Here is a 16,019-nt window from a genome sequence, read left to right on the forward strand (position 1 = left end):
TCCTATGACCGTAGAAGCAAACCCAAATGATTTGGAGATAGTCGATGCCTGGTGGCGTGCCGCCAATTATCTGTCTGTCGGCCAGCTTTATCTGTTGGCAAATCCGCTATTGCGTGATCCGCTGCGAGCAGAGCATATCAAAAGAAATATCCTGGGACACTGGGGCACAACCCCGGGGCAGAACTTCATCTACGCCCACCTGAACCGGGTTATCAGGGCCTACGACCTGGATATGTTCTATATTTCCGGCCCTGGTCATGGCGGTCCGGCTTTGGTGGCAAACACCTATCTGGAAGGGACCTACTCGGAAATCTACCCGGAAATCGGCCAGGACGTGCAAGGGTTACAAAAGCTCTTCAAGCAGTTCTCTTTCCCGGGAGGGATTCCCAGTCATGTTTCTCCGGAGTGCCCCGGGTCTATCCACGAAGGCGGTGAGCTCGGATATTCGTTAAGCCATGCATTTGGGGCGGTGCTGGATAATCCCGGACTGATCGCGGCATGTGTGGTCGGCGACGGTGAGGCCGAGACGGGCCCGCTCGCGGCGGCCTGGCATTCCAACAAGTTCCTGAGCCCGGTTACCGACGGGGCCGTGCTGCCGATCCTGCACCTGAATGGCTACAAGATTGCCAATCCGGCCGTTCTGGCACGTATCAGCCGTCGGGAGCTTAGCGACTTTCTGTGCGGCTGCGGTTGGGCGCCACTGTTTGTGGAAGGCGCTGATCCCCCGGCTATGCACCGGCAAATGGCCTCGGCAGTGGATAATGCGATCGGGCAGATCCGCGACATCCAATCCGCAGCGCGGAGCGGTTATCAAACACAGCGCCCGATATGGCCGATGATTGTGCTCCGGTCGCCTAAGGGATGGACAGGCCCCCAAGAGGTAGACGGGAAGAAAATTGAAGGGACGTTCCGCTCTCATCAGGTTCCGTTGCCTTCTCCCGCGCTGCATCATCAGTATCTGCCTCAATTGGAAGAATGGCTGCAAAGTTACAGGCCGGCAGAGCTTTTCGATGAAACGGGCCATTTGCATGGCCATATCGCGGCGCTTGCGCCTACCGGCACAAGTAGGATGGGTGCAAACCCGCACACAAACGGCGGGTTGCTGCTCAGGGATTTGCGAATGCCGGATTTCAGGCAATATGCGGTAGTGATGCGTGCTCCGGGAGACGAAGAGGCTTCTAACACGACGGTTCTCGGCCGTTTTTTGCGCGACGTTATCCAGGCCAATGCCGGTACCCGCAATTTCAGGATCTTCGGCGCCGACGAGACAGTTTCCAACAAGCTGAATGCGGTTTTTGAAACCTCGCCGCGGCAATGGACCGCCCCGATTGACGAGCAGGACGAATTTCTTGCGCCCGACGGGCGTATTATGGAAGTTCTGAGTGAGCATTTATGTCAGGGCTGGCTGGAAGGCTACTTGCTTACGGGCCGCCATGGCCTTTTTAATAGCTACGAGGCTTTCATCCACATTGTCGATTCGATGTTTAACCAGCATGCGAAGTGGCTGAAGGTGACGCTCGGTATCCCCTGGCGGAGGAAAATCGCGTCATTGAACTACCTGCTGTCGTCACATGTATGGAGACAGGACCATAATGGTTTCACACATCAGGATCCCGGCTTTATCGATCACGTGATCAATAAAAAGGCGGAAATCGTTCGGGTATACCTACCGCCCGATGCCAACTGCCTGCTGTCGGTGGCCAACCATTGCCTTCGGTCGAAACATTATGTGAACGTTATTGTCGCCGGCAAGCACCCGGCGCCCCAGTGGCTGGATATGGAGGCGGCCGTTACACATTGCAGTATGGGCATCGGTATTTGGCAATGGGCGAGCAACGACCAGGAGCACGACCCGGACGTGGTGATGGCTTGTGCAGGCGATGTGCCCACGCTCGAAACGCTCGCGGCCGTTTCCATTTTAAGAGAGCACCTTCCCCGCCTGCGGGTGCGGGTTGTCAATGTGGTTGACCTGATGAAACTGCAATCGGGCCGCGCGCACCCGCACGGGCTCGACGACCGGGATTTTGACCTGCTTTTTACCCGTGACAAGCCGGTGATTTTCGCCTATCACGGCTATCCGTGGCTGATTCACAGGCTAACCTATAACCGCACCAATCATAACAACTTTCATGTAAAGGGATACCAGGAGGAAGGAACCATTTCCACACCCTTCGACATGACGGTCCTCAACGGGCTCGACCGTTTTCACCTCGTGCGCGAGGTCATAGAGCGATTACCTGAAACCAGCAGCGAAACGACCTATCTGGGACAATTGATGGAGGAAACGTTGATCAGGCACCGGGCTTATATCAACGAGCACGGATTGGATATGCTCGAAGTGCGCGAGTGGAAGTGGGGTGCCGAAGATTCAGGGCAGCTTCGGGATGATAAAAAGCTGGTACGGCGGATATAAATTCGTGCCATTTCCGCCTTTTCGGGTGTGCAGCCGCGGCATGGTTCTTTTACCAATTGTTACGTTAGTCTTTAAGGAGTGGCCCGATAGCTGGCTGTAAAAGCTTACTATTGGATCTGAGAACAAATCCTTAGAACTTGATCTGGACAATTCCAGCGAAAGGAAAAGGACTAATAAGAGGCTGTTTCCGTAAAAAGGAACAGCCTTTTTATGTCACAGAAAAACCATCCGTCGCAGGGGTTGGCAATACAGGAAAGCAGTGCGTATCAAATATCCGGACCGTCGGGCCGCCGATTTGTCGGGAACGGGTTCCCCAGCACCGACGGAGTTGCCCGTGATTTTCTACAACCGATGTCGTCAAACCCGGTTTCTACAAAGGCATATTTATTGATCCCTTCAATTTTTTCGCTGCGTGGAAACACGGGCGGTTTTCTATTACTAAAATCCGATTATCATGTCTGTTATAAAAGTTATCGAGGTAATGGCCAATTCCACCGAGAGCTGGGAAGATGCGGCCCAAACGGCAGTGACGCATGCCGCTCAGACGTTGAAGAATATCCGGTCTATTTACGTCAAGGAACTGACTGCGGTTGTGCAGGAAGACCGAATTACCGAGTACCGGATCACCGGGAAAATCAGCTTCGAACTGCTTGGCAGCGGTGGCCCGCAGAGTTAATGCGGTACCAGGCTTTCTGCGTACATCTGGAAACGGCCTTGCTTTCCGGTGCAAAGTGGAAAAATGCCCGAAATGCATTAAACCGATGTAGATATGGCTGGTGGGGCAAAACCTTTAAAGACAGGACCGATGCCCATTTATTCGGGCAAAGAGGTTGCCAGGCATTGCCATTCCGGTTTTATTTATGTTAAAAATTGAGTTTTAGCTTTGGGGCCGCCTGCTCTCATTCATTGCCAGGGCGCAGGAAGGAAACCGGCTGAAACATTCTGCCGACAGATGATTCAATCCGGGGAAGAGCTGGTCACGAATGCTCGTGTGCCTTAACCTTTTCTGTCAATTCCAGTATATTGCTGACGATGATCTATCTCCTTTCGAGAATATAGCTGTATTCCTCTATGGCCACCGTATCCGTTTCCGGTATCATATTAATGTAGGCCTTATCAAATTCATTGAGCAGGATTTTTGCCGAGTTGCCGGACCGATAGATCTGATCCATGTACTTTTGTGTTCTCACCCTTTTGAAATTAAAAACCGGCAGAATTACCGTCGAATAATTACCGTATCCCACCAGCCGCGCTTTCACCCTATACTTCCCATCGTACCACAGGTCCCCGAGCGGGCTTCTGTATTTGAACATGGGATAGACCCATTTGGCATAGTCCTCGGGTAATTCCATATCCCATCTTGCCGCGAAAAACAATGTATCCCCGCTTCTTTTGATCTTTAAGGAAGGATATATATTCTCAATCGAAGCGGAATCGGCCGAGTAAAATACCATCTTCTCGTTGCTTTTGAGAGTGCTGTCTTTTACACCGAAATAAGGCAATTCACGGACGAACCCGCGGATTATTGCAGGATCGGTAATCTCCGTCTTACCCGCAAACAGACGAATCCCATCTTTCTTTTTCACTTGCTTAATATACATCTCGACGGGAAATTGGGGCTGTACTTCTTTGTCCTTGTCTCTTTTGCACGATTGGCCGCCCGGAGAAAGCATTATAGCAAATACAATACACGCTATCCAGCGTGAGTGCTTCGAAATACGTGTAGTACTTGAAATCATGATAGAAGGAACCGGGTTAGAAGCGGATTATGTTTTCAGATTCTCTAAATCTACAAATGTAATTTGTAATTCGCCGTTCTTCCGCTTTATATCATCGCCGCCGTCAATCGCATTTGCGGCTGTGGAATTCTGCACACATCCATCTGTATTATGAGGTAGTCTTAAACTGGATTGCGGCGTGGTTCCGCGCGCTCGTCGCCGCAAAGCCCTTCCATGGAGGGCTTTTTCATTTGCAAAAAAAAATAGAGAAAAAATTTGACAACCATTCGGTTGTTTTTAATTTTGGCAACCAAATGGTTGTCTTATGATTGAAAGAAGAGATGTTTTCCAGGCCATAGCCGATCCTACCCGTAGGATGATCATCCATAAATTGTCCCAGGGGCCACTTAATATCACCCAGATAGGGGAGGACTTCGGCATCAGCAAACAGGCCGTCGCCAAACACATCAAGATCCTTAATGAATGCGGCTTGATCCTGATGAGCCAGAAAGGTCGTCAGCAGGTGTGCGAAGCTCGCCTGGATCAGCTAGACCAGGTTACAGACTGGGTTACCGAGTCGCGTAAACTTTGGAAGAACCGCTTTGAAAAACTTGAAACATTCCTTAATAACAATAAGAAACAACAGCTATGAACCCGGAAAGAAAGCAGCTTTTCATTACCCATTTTTTTGACGCGCCTGTCGAAACCGTTTTCCAGGCCTGGACGGATCCCGAGCAATTAAAGCACTGGTATGCGCCGGATGGTTGCAGCATCGAATTTAAGACCATCAATGTCGCGACCGGCGGCAGCTATCATTCCTGCGTAACCGACCCGGTACATGGGGAGTGCTGGATCAAGGGAACTTACCTGGAAGTGACACCAAACCGAAGGCTTGTTTTTACGATGATTATGTCAGATGCGGCCGGTAATTCGGTTAGCTCGGTTGCGGCCGGAAAAAGTCCGGACTGGCCGGAGCATCAAACGACAACGGTAACTTTTGAATCCGTGGACGCAAGAACCAAGGTCTCTATCTATCAGACCGTATCCGAAGAAGAGGCCCAAAAGACAGGCGCTTATCAGGGATGGATCAAAATGCTCGGCAGACTTTCATCGATGCTGGTTGAAATCTGACAGGGAATTAAAGGCATTATCAAATGGGAAAAATGAAAAGGACAATTCTGTGCTTGGGTTTGGTTTCATTATTAACCGGCTGTGGCGGCAGCGATACGCAAAGTCCGGACAGGAACCAGGATCTTGCTGCCGGTAAAGACACAGCTGGTTTTCAAAGCGGGCATTTGCCGGTCAACGGCATTAAAATGTATTATCAGATACACGGCAGTGGAAAGCCAATTGTGCTGATCCATGGTGGAGGCTCAACCATTGAAACTACATTCGGAAGGGTCATTCCCTTGCTTGCCAGGCACCGGAAAGTGATTGCTGTCGACCTGCAAGCTCACGGAAGGACCAGCGACAGGAATAAGGAAGAGTCATTTGAACAGGATGCAGACGACGTCGCGGCGCTTTTAGGAAAACTGAACATTGGCAGAGCGGACTTTTTCGGTTTTAGCAATGGCGGAACTACTACCCTGCAAATTGCCATACGCCACCCTGAAATCGTGGGTAAAATCGTTTTGGGTTCAGCCCTGGCTAAGCGCAGTGGTGTGCCGGTTGAATTTTGGGATTTTATGAAACAGGCAAATCTGGCTAATATGCCACAGGAGTTAAAGGACGCCTATTTGAGTGTCACTCCCGATACGGCAGGCTTGCAGACGATGCAGGATAAGGACGCAAGAAGGGTGCTCAATTTTAAAGACATTCCAGATGTGCAGCTAGGATCCATCCATGCGCCGGCGCTGATCGTCATCGCCGATAAGGATGTGATCAGGCCCGAACACGCATTGCAAATGCAAAGGCAAATTCAGCGGGCGCAGCTGGCTATCGTTCCCGGCGTGCACGGCGAGTACATCGGCGAGATTACAACGGTAGGGAAGGGCTCGGATCAGGTGAACTTTGTGATACCGATGATCGAGCAGTTCTTGGATAACGCAAATTAATATGGCAAACAAGCTCTCTCAACGACTCGCTGACATTGTCGACACCTTGCCCTTAAAGGAGGGCGTCAGGGTATTGGAAATTGGCTGCGGCCCAGGAGCTGCAGCGCGCCAGATTGCAAGCCGTATCAGCAAAGGGTACGTGCTTGGAATCGATCGCTCAGCCAAGGCCATTAACCTGGCAATCGGGGGGAGTCAAGACGAAATGGCGACGGGCAGGCTTTCGTTTCGCCAGTCGGCCATTGAATATTTTGAGCTTAGTCCAGGCGAAGAAAAGTACGATCTTGCTTTTGCAGTTCGGGTAGGCGCCCTGGACGGGCGTCACCCAGAGACGGAAAGAAGAGCGACTTTGCAAATAAAGAAGGTTCTAAAAGAAGACGGACGCCTGTTTGTTTATTTAGGTGATACCCTGAAAGAGGTTCCACTATAACTTTATAAATATTCGCCGCCGACGTTTCATTCATGTACAGACTTTTTTGCCTACATTCTGCTAACATCGATTGTTATTGCATGGCGCGTTGAGACGCCTCAAAGGCCGGTGTCACAATTCAGATTCACCCCAAAAACGGTTGCAAGGCCCTGTACACGGTTACCTTTATCACCGAGTCGGAAAACGGGAAAAATGTTTGGTGGGATTTGGTAATTGCTTTCCGGCGGTTTATCGGGCAACCGTTATTTACACTTGCAAACATTTCAAACTTCGTTACATTATGATCAAGAATGTTATTTCCCTCGCCTTGCTGGCCATCTCCGTTGTCCTCAGTCTTAAACATGGATGGGATACCTTCAATTATAAGAACAATCCTCAATCCCTGAAAATGATGACGGAACTTGGAATTAGTGAGCCGGTAATTCCGTTTCTTGGCGTTCTGACGCTATTGATAGGAATTCTGCTACTGATACCCAACACATTTTTTCTTGGCAACTTGCTTAATGCCATGTCGATTCTTATGATCATGGCATTCGCACTTCGGGCAGGGAACTACAAAATGGCGCTCATCGAGATTCCATTTCTGGCCATGCCACTGGTGATGATCTGGCTGAAATATCCGTTTAAGAACTAACGATTCGCTGAAAAGAGATTGCGACAAACTGATTTACGGACAACAGAAATACGACTTCGAGGAGGGGCTCATGGCATTGATGTCGCCCGGTCAGATTTGGCGGGGCAAAGAGAAAACTACTGACCCCGACGGCTGGTCACCACCTCTTCCAGCTTCTGCACTAACTGCGCCGGCTGCTCGCGCATCGCGTAGTGCCCACCTTCGAGCGAATAGACTTTCCAACCTCGTGCACGTGCTTTATTCAGACCCATTTTGTCATTCAACGGATTGGATTGCCCGTTTTTGGTCATGACGATGAAAGCGGACGGAATCTTTTGAACTAGCGGGTTGGCGATTTTCACAGGTTCCAAAAACGTTTTGAGCGGCTGCGGTATGTCGCCCGGAATGCGGGCTCCCGCCTGGCCAAAAGGGTATTGCATGACGCTGTCTTTTACGAAGGCGACCATCATTTTATCCCAAAGTTCGCCGCACACGTCGCGGGCGCTTTGGGCGTTGTCCGGGACCATAGCGTCGAGGTAAATGAGCTGGTCAATGCGGTCGGGAACCTGCTCGGCGACGCCCGAAATGACCATTCCGCCGAAGCTGTGGCCAACCAGGATGACATTGTACAGGTTTTCGTAGCGGATCACATTCACAATATCGGAGATATAGGTGCTCAGGTCGACATTTGCGTTCGATAAATGCACTCGCTCGCCCAAGCCGGTCAGGGTGGGGCGGTAGACTACATCGCCTTTGATCCGGAAAATGGAATCGACTTTCGCATAGTCCCAGCCTCCCGACCAGGCACCGTGCACGAGCAGGAATGTGCGTGATTTGTGGGTTTGTGCAACTGTCGCCGTGCTGAGAATGAGCGAGAAAATAAGAGCTGAATATTTCATGATTTGCTTCAATAATAGTGATCAATGAAGCAAAATTAGCTACCTTAACTTACGAAAAGATAGTTGTTACCTGTGGGTAAGTAGTTACCGACAAGTAACTAGCCCATTTAACCTGATTCATGAAAAGCACACAACCTGCCTGCCAATACGAGCTTAAAGCTGCCCGCGACGCAATGGATGTGATCCAGGGCAAATGGCGCATTCCGATCGTGATTTCGCTGTCGTACGGTACCAAACGGTTCGGTGAGATCCATCGTGATATTCCTGACATTTCGCCAAAAATGCTCTCTCAGGAGTTGAAGGCCCTGGAAGAAAACAAACTGATTACCCGCACACTTCATGACAGCATGCCGGTGACGGTTGAGTATGCGCTGACGCCGCTGGGCATGTCACTGCGCGAGCTGCTGAATGAACTGCGCAACTGGGGCAAGCATTTCCGGGAGGAAATAGTAGGAAAATGAAAGCACCAGACTTACTCGGACCTCAATGCGTTTACGGGATTGATCAGTGCCGCTTTAACCGACCGATATCCAACTGTTACAATCGCAATCATAAGTGTCATTCCGAGCGCAGCGATGAAGGTTGCCAGGTCGAGCTCGATATGGTATTGGAAATCGGCCAGGTATTTATCCACAAGCCACCATCCGATCGGAGCGGCAATAACGAAGGCGATCACCAGCAGGTGAGCGAATTGTCTGCCGAAAAGCCAGACGATACTTCCCACTCCCGCACCCAGAGTTTTGCGAACACCTATTTCTTTGGTCTTTTGGGCAACCATGAAGGAAATCAGGCCATACAGACCGAGGGAACTAATGAAGATTGCGACGCCGGCGAAAACCCACATGAGTTGCAGAATGAGCTGATCGAATTCATAAAAACGCTGCAGATGCTCGTCCAGAAACTGGTAGGAATAAATGTAATCCGGATTGGTTTCATTCCATAATTTCTGGATAGAGGCCAGCGTTGCGGCCAGGTTCCGGTTACTTACTTTCAAGGCACATTGCGCATTGTCCACAGCTCGGGTTGTCAGGCAAACCGGGTCAATTCTCTCACGAAATGACTTGCTATGAAAGTCCTTCATCACACCGACGATGATCCCGTTTCGACCATTAATATTCACATTTTTGCCGATTACTTCGTGCGGCGATTTCATGCCGAGTTTTTCAACCGCAGTTTCGTTCAGCAGATATTCCCTAGTGGTGTCGGAAGAAACCAGGTTTCGGCCCGCCACCAATTTTAGACCGAACATAGAGAGGTATTCAGGGTCACCGGTTTTATAGAAAATGGTAAATTTTTCGTTCTCGGGTCTGCCCGCATACCTGATACCAGTGTCGAAATTGTTTTCAGGCGATGCTGGCGGAGCGCTCAAAAAAGCGACTTTCTCCACCCCTGGCAATTGCGAAAACCGCGCCCGCATGGCGCTCTGCTTAGCTGGGCTTGTCTCCGGCACAGGCATTAACACGATAGCGTCTTTTTTGAAACCCATGTCGGTCTGGGTGTTGAACCGCATTTGGCTGGTGATGACGATTGTGCCGATCAGAAGGGTCTGTGAAATGGCAAACTGAGCGATGACCAGGCCCTTGCGAATGGAAAAGCCTCCAATTTGGCTCTGCGTGAGCTTCCCTTTCAATGCCGTGATCGGCTGAAAACCGGCCAGTACCAGTCCGGGGTATGAACCTGAAATGAAGGTGACAACCACGAGCAGACAGGCAGCAAAAATAGGCTGATTGATGTCTTTCAGCCAATCGAGTGTGACGCGAGTTGATAGCATCTCATTCATAAATGGCAATGCGAGATATGATAACCCGATGGCGACAATGAAGGCAATGAGGGTAACGAGCCCTGTTTCAACGATAAATTGCCAGAAAAGCTGCCCCTTCATGCTGCCCATTACTTTCCGCACGCCGATTTCTTTACTGCGGCCCAGCGCCTGGGCGGTGGCCAGGTTGATGAAGTTAACGCAAGCAGTGATGACCAGGAAAATACCGATAAGGGAAAGCGCAATGAGCTGGTTTTTTGCAATGGCGCCGCCAAATTCCAGGTTCATGTGAATGTCGGAAAGTGGTTGCAAATGAAATTTGAAAATTTTTGCATCCTTCGCATTGTAGTATTTGGTGGAAATACCGGCCATGGCTTGGTCTGTCTTCGAAGCATCCGTGCCCGGTTTGAGTAACACATATGCCTGAGTAGCGCTCAGAATACCACCCCAGGTGTTAAGCCAGGGGGTGGTTTGTTTGATGCTGGGGTAAGAGAGATATATTTCCTGGCGGATATCGGTATTTTCGGGCAAGTTTTTGAGAATGCCTGTGATGGTAAAATCGGTTTTGTTGTCCAGCCGGAAGCGCTTTCCAATCGCCTGATCCTTTTTGAAATATTTTTGGGCCAGGCGCTCGGTAATCACTGCGGTATTGGGTTGCGAGAGCGCACCTTCCGGGTCTCCGGCAAGGAAAGGGAAATCCAGGATATGGAAAAAATCGGGTTCGGCATAGGCTACCCCGTCATTGAATTTGGGATTATCGCGGCGGGAGGGAAATGAAATGTTTCCACCGAAGCTGATGAGCATCGACACTTTTTCAACAAACGGATAATCATCCCGCATCGCGGCGCCGATGGGCTGCGGCACGCTGCCATATTTGCTGACCGTTTCATTATGCAACTCGGAAGTGATCCGGTAAACACGGTCGGCATTTGCATGGAACTTGTCAAACCCGAGGTGGTAATTGACCAGCGAAAAGATCAATATTCCGCAACTCAGGCCCAGTGCCAGTCCAAGAACATTAATGAGCGTATAAGATTTATAGCGAACAATTGTTCGCTGCGCGAGGGTAAGATAGTTTTTGATCATGGCTGTACTTAATGGTTTGGGGGAATAGTGATGCACTTTCTTCTGCGTTTTTCGCCGCGAGGTCAACAGACCTGCAACACGTCTTTTCAGATAGTAAGGTTTCGCGAATTTGACCGCTTCTAATAAGTATGTTTTTCTGGCGGCCACCTCGCCTGCACGGTTTACGTCGAGTTCGAATTGCTCTTGCATGTCGCCTTCCAGTTCTTCAAACAATTCCGGTGGACAAAGCAGCCTAAACAATCTGTGAGCAAAACGTGGGGGAATGGCTTGTTTTTGCTTTTTCATCACTGTGCCGGGTTTACGATTGCATACCAGAATTGGTTTCGTATCTCCTGGATTTCAGTCAGCATGTCCCGTCCTGCCGTGGTAATCATGAAAAGCCGCTTTCTTCTTCCTCCGCGGCTTAAGGTGGCACCGCCCATTTCGGAGGTGACAAAGCCTTTTTCTTCGAGCCGGTACAATGCAATATGCACAGCGCTGAGGCTGATGGTGCGGTTGGTGCGTTGGCGAAGCTCTTCGGCTATGCTCACGCCATACGCTCCGGCGCCAAGCACGATGACGGTGAGCAGTACCAGTTCTTCAAACTCACCTAAATAGGATCTTCCCATATTAAGATAATTTTCTTAACATTTGTTAAACAAATCGTGTACCAATGAAGTTGGTCATATGTAAGGTATTGATAATAAATTGGATAGATAATTTTCTTTCCGTTTAGGATGTCCGAAATCGAACGACTAGTCGTGCGAGCGGACGAATCGCAGTACACAACACCTGACGAAAGAGTTGCCCGGGAGCTGTGTGCCCCCCTTTCTCTGCCCGCCGCATTCCATGAAAGATGTTTAACGTACGACGATTATTTTCAACTTAGCATGGCCCCGTTGGCTCTTCGCGAAAGATATCTTCGCCGACGGCTGCTAAATCGTTAATGATGCGTTTCTCATAGTTCCCGGATTTGTCTACGTGGAAGTTAATATCCCAAATTCTTCAACTAATTTTTTTGTCAGAACTGTCCGGCAGCATTACAGAATGTTCATTTACGAACGGTGTAGTCTAATAGATAAAACATCTAAGCTTTTCTTATTCAGTGTTTTGTATGTCGATTCGTCAATGGCACGTTATTTTATCTACAAAAGTTGAAGTTATGTGACTATGAAAAGAAACTACTTAGGCGAGTTTGAAGAGCTCGTGCTACTGACTGTAACTATCCTGCATCCGGGCGCGTATGGTGCTGCAATCTCGGACGAAATGCAGGAGCAGACCGGCCGGTCGGTGAGTATCAGCGCCGTTCATGCTGCCTTGCAACGGCTCGAAGAGAAAGGAATGCTTAGTTCCGCTTTTGGTGAAGCAACCCAAGAACGGGGTGGAAGGCGAAAACGACTGTTTGCAGTTACCACGCTTGGGAGCCAGACTTTGCAAAGTGTACGGGACATGCGCTCCAAACTATGGGAGTCAATTATTTCCAAGGATTTGCTCGTGCGCGGAATATGAGCTATAACAACCCACCCAAATTTGCTGATTGGCTGCTGAGTCTTTTTTGCCACCCCGAGCAAGTCGAAGAAGTGCAGGGCGACCTGCAAGAACGTTTCCAAAAGTGTGCAGCTAGATCGGGTGTCCGCAGGGCCAAATTCAGGTATACACTCGAAGTGCTGGGTTTCGCCCGGTTTATTTTCAAACAAAGGCGCAGGGCTTCTCAATATCAAACACAAATCTTTTCTTTCGGTATGCTTACTACTTATTTGCGCATTTCGTGGCGAAACTTGCTTAAAGCGAAAGGTTATGCTTTCATTAATATCACAGGGTTGATGGTCGCTATGACGGCGTCAACATTGATCTGTCTGTGGATTCAAAGCGAGTTGCAATTTGACCGGAGTTATAGCAAGGTCGACCGTATTTTCCAGGTTTATAACCGCGATATTTTTAATGATGAGAAGTCCGTTTGGTCAACGACCCCCTCACCGCTGGCCCACGAACTTAATGCATCTTATCCGGATATCGAGATGGCAACACGATACGTGCCATTGACGCTGCTTTTGTCTGTCGGAGACTTAAATAGTAACGTGAAAGGCGCCTTGGCAGATCCTGATTTTGTTCGAATTTTTGATGTTAATCTGCTTTCCGGTAGCGAAAACCGGCTTTTGGCCGACGCCGGGCGCATTATCATTTCAAGAAGGTTGGCAACGAATTTATTCGGAACCGAAAATGCGGTCGGAAAGACGATGCAAATAGACCATAAGGATCATTTTCTGGTTTCGGCGGTCATGGACAATCTGCCTGAAAGCAGCCAGTTTCAGGACATTGACTACCTTATACCGTGCGAATATATGATTAAGCCCGGTTCTGCAAGTGCTGACTGGACATCCAACAATCTCAGCACCTTTGTTCTGCTACGGCAAGGAGCGCAGCAAGCGGCAGTAAACCAAAAAATCAGGAAAGTAACGGCGCATCACCTAAAAGGTACCCTTGATAACGTCGCCAATCGGGAAATCTTCCTGCATTCAGCCCACAAGTGGCATCTATATTCCAAAATAGAAAAGGGTGAGGTCGTCGGTGGCGGGATTGTTGCTGTGAGGCTTTTTGCCCTTGTAGCCATTTTTATTTTGGTTACCGCGTGCGTGAATTTTGTCAATCTGAGCACGGCAAGAGGAGAAATGAGCGCCAGAGAGGTAGGTGTGCGCAAAGTTGCCGGGGCAGCCAAAGGCTCGCTTGTATTGCGCTTTATAAGCGAAGCAATACTGCTCGCTTTAATCGCCGGCCTGCTGGCAGCGGTGGTTATCTGGGCTGTTACACCGGCATTTAACGATCTGGTAGGCAGACACCTCCAGCCTGATTTTACTTCTCCCCGTTTTTGGGCGTCGGGCCTGGCATTTGTGTTATTAACTGGCCTGTTGGCTGGAAGCTACCCTGCATTTGTACTATCATCATTTCAACCGGCAAAAGTTCTGAAAGGGCCCTACCGATTCGGAACTGCTGCGACGCCTGCGAGAAAGTGTTTGGTTGTACTTCAATTTGCATTCGCTATTGTGCTGATTATTTCCACTTTGGTTATCCGCAATCAAATCGATCATGCCGAACGCCGTGAAAGCGGTTTTAATAAAGAACATCTGTTTTATGCGGCGCTGCCGGGAAATCTTGAAAAGCATTACCCGCTGCTGCGCGATCAGCTTATTACCAGTGGGGCAGTCGTGTCGGCCACCAGATCCCTTGGGCCGACGGTCAGCCTGAACACGCGTCAATGGGGCGTGCAATTTCCTGGAAGCGTGGAAACAGACAAGAATGTCGAATTTGATCTGTTCGGTGCCGACCGGGAATTTATCGCGACCACCGGGGTTACGTTGCTGGAAGGCAGGGAAATTGACATTTCGAAATATCCCACAGATTCAACGGCGATCGTGCTGAACGAAACGGCAGCGAAAGCCATGCGGTTGAAGACTCCTGTTGGCGCCAGCGTTCGTTTTCAGAAGACTGACTGGCATGTGGTCGGTGTGGTGAAAGACTTTATTTATGAATCACCCTATTCTCCCGTCAAGCCAGCTATTATCACCGGGCCCGCAGGGATGCTTGCCCATCAATGGGTTAATCTCCGGCTTAATCCCGCAGAGAAGCTGGAAAAAAATCTAATGATGCTGGAAGCCATTTTTAAAAAAATCGACCCGGGATATCCATTCAGTTATTCATTTGCCGATGATACCTATGAAGCGCGTTTCGCGCGTGAAAAGCAGATCGGGATTCTGACAACCACTTTCACCGGGCTCGCTATTTTTATCTCCTCCATGGGTATTTTCGGGCTGGCAGCGTTCGCAGCCCAGCAGCGTATTAAAGAAATTGGCGTCAGAAAAGTCCTCGGCGCGTCTGTCCCCAGTATCGTCGGACTGCTTACTGCTGATTTTGTCAAGTTGGCCATCATCGCCTTTGCGATCGCAGCACCTGTTGGTTGGTACATCATGGATCAATGGCTCACAGATTTCGAGTACCGCGTTCAAATCGGACCTGGCGTGTTCTTGTTTGCCAGTTGTTCTACCCTGTTAATTGTGACATCCACGGTCGTTTGGCATTCCGTAAGAGCGGCCTTAATGGATCCGGTACGTTCGCTGGCCAGCGAATAGCGTACGAAATGCTAATTTAGGTCCAAAACCGACGCTGACGGGTACTGTTTGCGTCGATTTATCTAGATAAGCCACCCGGAGCGTAATCTAACAAATTCAGAGAGCCGATAAATGTTGCTAAAAGCGGAAATTTGTCATCTCGGTTGTGGTTTTCTTAGCCTTAAAGCCAGTCAAAGTGTTCCATGAGCCGGTCTTTCTGCAAGCGGGAGACCGGGATCGTTTGTTGATTGGACATTACAAGATAGCTACCTTCTCCCTTTACGAATTTTTTGATATGGAGCAGGTTGATCAAAAATTTCCTGTGAACGCGAAGAAAATCCCGCTCTTCCAAAAGTCCCTGGATATCCCGCATTGACCTCGTGGATAGGTAATGCTGCCCGTCCTGGACGTACACCTTAGTGTAATTATCATCAGATTCGCAGTAGATAATATCCTTTAAAAGTACAAAGGCAATGCCGTTTTGGTATGAAAGCGCGATCCGGTCGGGAAAAGTCCGGGCCGGATTGTTGAATTGATCTTTTAGGTGCTCTAACTGTTGTTTCGTTGTCTTTCGCTGATTCTCAATGCGAGTGACCGCCTGGATGAGCTCCTGCGTGTCGATGGGCTTTAAAAGGTAATCGACTGCGCTGTAACGGAATGCTTTCAAGGCGAATTGGTCGTATGCGGTGACGAAGACCAAGGAAAAAGAAACATTTCCGACGGCTTCGAGAACCTGGAAACCATTCATTTGGGGCATTTCGATATCCAGAAAGACGACATCAAGATCGGTTTGATGATCGAGAATTGCCTGGACTCCTTTTTGACTGCTTGTACAGCAGGCGATCACCTCGACCTGCGGGCAGTGCTGAGCTAGCCTCAGGGATATCAGTCCCACGGCGTTGGGCTCGTCATCGATGATGATTGCTCGTATCATAACTTGCCTTTTTTAGTGAGCCTTGGAAATTAAG

The 16,019-nt window shown here is 49.5% G+C and carries 15 protein-coding genes and 1 riboswitch; of the genes, 10 read left to right on the plus strand and 5 right to left on the minus strand.

Annotation, left to right across the window (positions count from 1 at the left end):
* Window positions 1–4: 4 nt before the first annotated feature.
* Both J2Y43_RS15820 and J2Y43_RS15825 read left to right on the plus strand, forming a co-directional pair.
* Window positions 5–2,413, plus strand: a complete 2,409-nt coding sequence (locus J2Y43_RS15820; protein WP_309984354.1) for a phosphoketolase family protein — start codon at window positions 5–7, stop codon at window positions 2,411–2,413.
* A 64-nt stretch (window positions 2,414–2,477) separates the two neighbouring features.
* Window positions 2,478–2,594: riboswitch (TPP riboswitch) on the plus strand.
* 273 nt (window positions 2,595–2,867) lie between these two features.
* Window positions 2,868–3,089, plus strand: a complete 222-nt coding sequence (locus tag J2Y43_RS15825) for a dodecin family protein (protein ID WP_309984356.1) — start codon at window positions 2,868–2,870, stop codon at window positions 3,087–3,089.
* A 361-nt stretch (window positions 3,090–3,450) separates the two neighbouring features.
* Here the strand turns inward: J2Y43_RS15825 and J2Y43_RS15830 are convergent, their stop codons facing one another.
* Window positions 3,451–4,014 carry a hypothetical protein gene (locus J2Y43_RS15830; RefSeq protein WP_309984358.1) on the minus strand — a complete coding sequence of 188 codons (564 nt, stop codon included), beginning with the start codon at window positions 4,012–4,014 and terminating at the stop codon, window positions 3,451–3,453.
* A 442-nt stretch (window positions 4,015–4,456) separates the two neighbouring features.
* On the opposite strand from J2Y43_RS15830, the gene J2Y43_RS15835 reads away from it, so the two are divergent.
* From J2Y43_RS15835 to J2Y43_RS15855, 5 genes are all read left to right on the plus strand, one after another.
* Window positions 4,457–4,783 (plus strand): metalloregulator ArsR/SmtB family transcription factor, encoded by a 327-nt coding sequence (locus tag J2Y43_RS15835; RefSeq protein ID WP_309984360.1) that lies wholly within the window; start codon window positions 4,457–4,459, stop codon window positions 4,781–4,783.
* Window positions 4,780–5,262, plus strand: a complete 483-nt coding sequence (locus J2Y43_RS15840; RefSeq protein ID WP_309984362.1) for an SRPBCC domain-containing protein — start codon at window positions 4,780–4,782, stop codon at window positions 5,260–5,262. Before J2Y43_RS15835 ends, J2Y43_RS15840 begins: the two co-directional genes overlap by 4 nt.
* A 32-nt stretch (window positions 5,263–5,294) precedes the next feature.
* Window positions 5,295–6,185: an alpha/beta hydrolase gene (locus J2Y43_RS15845; protein WP_309984364.1), complete on the plus strand. Its 891-nt coding sequence runs from the start codon at window positions 5,295–5,297 to the stop codon at window positions 6,183–6,185.
* A gap of 1 nt (window position 6,186) precedes the next feature.
* The gene (locus J2Y43_RS15850) at window positions 6,187–6,612 is read left to right on the plus strand and encodes a methyltransferase domain-containing protein (protein ID WP_309984366.1); all 426 of its coding nucleotides are present in this window, start codon (window positions 6,187–6,189) and stop codon (window positions 6,610–6,612) included.
* Between the two features lie 280 nt (window positions 6,613–6,892).
* The gene (locus tag J2Y43_RS15855; protein WP_309984368.1) at window positions 6,893–7,246 is read left to right on the plus strand and encodes a hypothetical protein; all 354 of its coding nucleotides are present in this window, start codon (window positions 6,893–6,895) and stop codon (window positions 7,244–7,246) included.
* 116 nt (window positions 7,247–7,362) lie between these two features.
* On the opposite strand, the gene J2Y43_RS15860 is transcribed toward J2Y43_RS15855, so the two are convergent.
* Window positions 7,363–8,124 (minus strand): alpha/beta fold hydrolase, encoded by a 762-nt coding sequence (locus J2Y43_RS15860; protein ID WP_309984370.1) that lies wholly within the window; start codon window positions 8,122–8,124, stop codon window positions 7,363–7,365.
* A 119-nt stretch (window positions 8,125–8,243) separates the two neighbouring features.
* Here J2Y43_RS15860 and J2Y43_RS15865 point away from each other — a divergent pair, with 119 nt between their 5' ends.
* Window positions 8,244–8,585 carry a helix-turn-helix domain-containing protein gene (locus tag J2Y43_RS15865; protein ID WP_309984372.1) on the plus strand — a complete coding sequence of 114 codons (342 nt, stop codon included), beginning with the start codon at window positions 8,244–8,246 and terminating at the stop codon, window positions 8,583–8,585.
* 11 nt (window positions 8,586–8,596) lie between these two features.
* Here the strand turns inward: J2Y43_RS15865 and J2Y43_RS15870 are convergent, their stop codons facing one another.
* Both J2Y43_RS15870 and J2Y43_RS15875 read right to left on the minus strand, forming a co-directional pair.
* Window positions 8,597–11,254, minus strand: coding sequence for an ABC transporter permease (locus J2Y43_RS15870; protein WP_309984374.1), 2,658 nt, complete (start codon window positions 11,252–11,254; stop codon window positions 8,597–8,599).
* Window positions 11,254–11,577, minus strand: a complete 324-nt coding sequence (locus J2Y43_RS15875) for a helix-turn-helix transcriptional regulator (RefSeq protein ID WP_309984376.1) — start codon at window positions 11,575–11,577, stop codon at window positions 11,254–11,256. The genes J2Y43_RS15870 and J2Y43_RS15875 overlap by 1 nt, the downstream gene beginning before the upstream one ends.
* 541 nt (window positions 11,578–12,118) lie before the next feature.
* Between J2Y43_RS15875 and J2Y43_RS15880 the strand changes: the two genes are divergently transcribed.
* The gene (locus tag J2Y43_RS15880) at window positions 12,119–12,457 is read left to right on the plus strand and encodes a helix-turn-helix transcriptional regulator (RefSeq protein WP_309984378.1); all 339 of its coding nucleotides are present in this window, start codon (window positions 12,119–12,121) and stop codon (window positions 12,455–12,457) included.
* Complete coding sequence (locus J2Y43_RS15885) at window positions 12,412–15,072, plus strand: ABC transporter permease (RefSeq protein WP_309984379.1); 2,661 nt, start codon at window positions 12,412–12,414, stop codon at window positions 15,070–15,072. Before J2Y43_RS15880 ends, J2Y43_RS15885 begins: the two co-directional genes overlap by 46 nt.
* Before the next feature lie 160 nt (window positions 15,073–15,232).
* Here J2Y43_RS15885 and J2Y43_RS15890 read toward each other — a convergent pair whose 3' ends face one another.
* Window positions 15,233–15,985, minus strand: coding sequence for a LytTR family transcriptional regulator DNA-binding domain-containing protein (locus tag J2Y43_RS15890; protein WP_309984380.1), 753 nt, complete (start codon window positions 15,983–15,985; stop codon window positions 15,233–15,235).
* Window positions 15,986–16,019 lie beyond the last annotated feature (34 nt).

Source organism: Dyadobacter sp. BE31, assembly GCF_031457695.1.
In the GTDB taxonomy this organism is placed as follows: Bacteria; Bacteroidota; Bacteroidia; order Cytophagales; family Spirosomataceae; genus Dyadobacter.

What these genes read in the sequence shown, in the direction of transcription:
- J2Y43_RS15820 (WP_309984354.1), top strand. Translation starts at nt 5, where the DNA reads ATGACCGTAGAAGCAAACCCAAATGATTTGGAGATAGTCGATGCCTGG.
- J2Y43_RS15825 (WP_309984356.1), top strand. Translation starts at nt 2,868, where the DNA reads ATGTCTGTTATAAAAGTTATCGAGGTAATGGCCAATTCCACCGAGAGC.
- J2Y43_RS15830 (WP_309984358.1), bottom strand. Translation starts at nt 4,014, where the DNA reads ATGTATATTAAGCAAGTGAAAAAGAAAGATGGGATTCGTCTGTTTGCG.
- J2Y43_RS15835 (WP_309984360.1), top strand. Translation starts at nt 4,457, where the DNA reads ATGATTGAAAGAAGAGATGTTTTCCAGGCCATAGCCGATCCTACCCGT.
- J2Y43_RS15840 (WP_309984362.1), top strand. Translation starts at nt 4,780, where the DNA reads ATGAACCCGGAAAGAAAGCAGCTTTTCATTACCCATTTTTTTGACGCG.
- J2Y43_RS15845 (WP_309984364.1), top strand. Translation starts at nt 5,295, where the DNA reads ATGAAAAGGACAATTCTGTGCTTGGGTTTGGTTTCATTATTAACCGGC.
- J2Y43_RS15850 (WP_309984366.1), top strand. Translation starts at nt 6,187, where the DNA reads ATGGCAAACAAGCTCTCTCAACGACTCGCTGACATTGTCGACACCTTG.
- J2Y43_RS15855 (WP_309984368.1), top strand. Translation starts at nt 6,893, where the DNA reads ATGATCAAGAATGTTATTTCCCTCGCCTTGCTGGCCATCTCCGTTGTC.
- J2Y43_RS15860 (WP_309984370.1), bottom strand. Translation starts at nt 8,124, where the DNA reads ATGAAATATTCAGCTCTTATTTTCTCGCTCATTCTCAGCACGGCGACA.
- J2Y43_RS15865 (WP_309984372.1), top strand. Translation starts at nt 8,244, where the DNA reads ATGAAAAGCACACAACCTGCCTGCCAATACGAGCTTAAAGCTGCCCGC.
- J2Y43_RS15870 (WP_309984374.1), bottom strand. Translation starts at nt 11,254, where the DNA reads ATGAAAAAGCAAAAACAAGCCATTCCCCCACGTTTTGCTCACAGATTG.
- J2Y43_RS15875 (WP_309984376.1), bottom strand. Translation starts at nt 11,577, where the DNA reads ATGGGAAGATCCTATTTAGGTGAGTTTGAAGAACTGGTACTGCTCACC.
- J2Y43_RS15880 (WP_309984378.1), top strand. Translation starts at nt 12,119, where the DNA reads ATGAAAAGAAACTACTTAGGCGAGTTTGAAGAGCTCGTGCTACTGACT.
- J2Y43_RS15885 (WP_309984379.1), top strand. Translation starts at nt 12,412, where the DNA reads ATGGGAGTCAATTATTTCCAAGGATTTGCTCGTGCGCGGAATATGAGC.
- J2Y43_RS15890 (WP_309984380.1), bottom strand. Translation starts at nt 15,985, where the DNA reads ATGATACGAGCAATCATCATCGATGACGAGCCCAACGCCGTGGGACTG.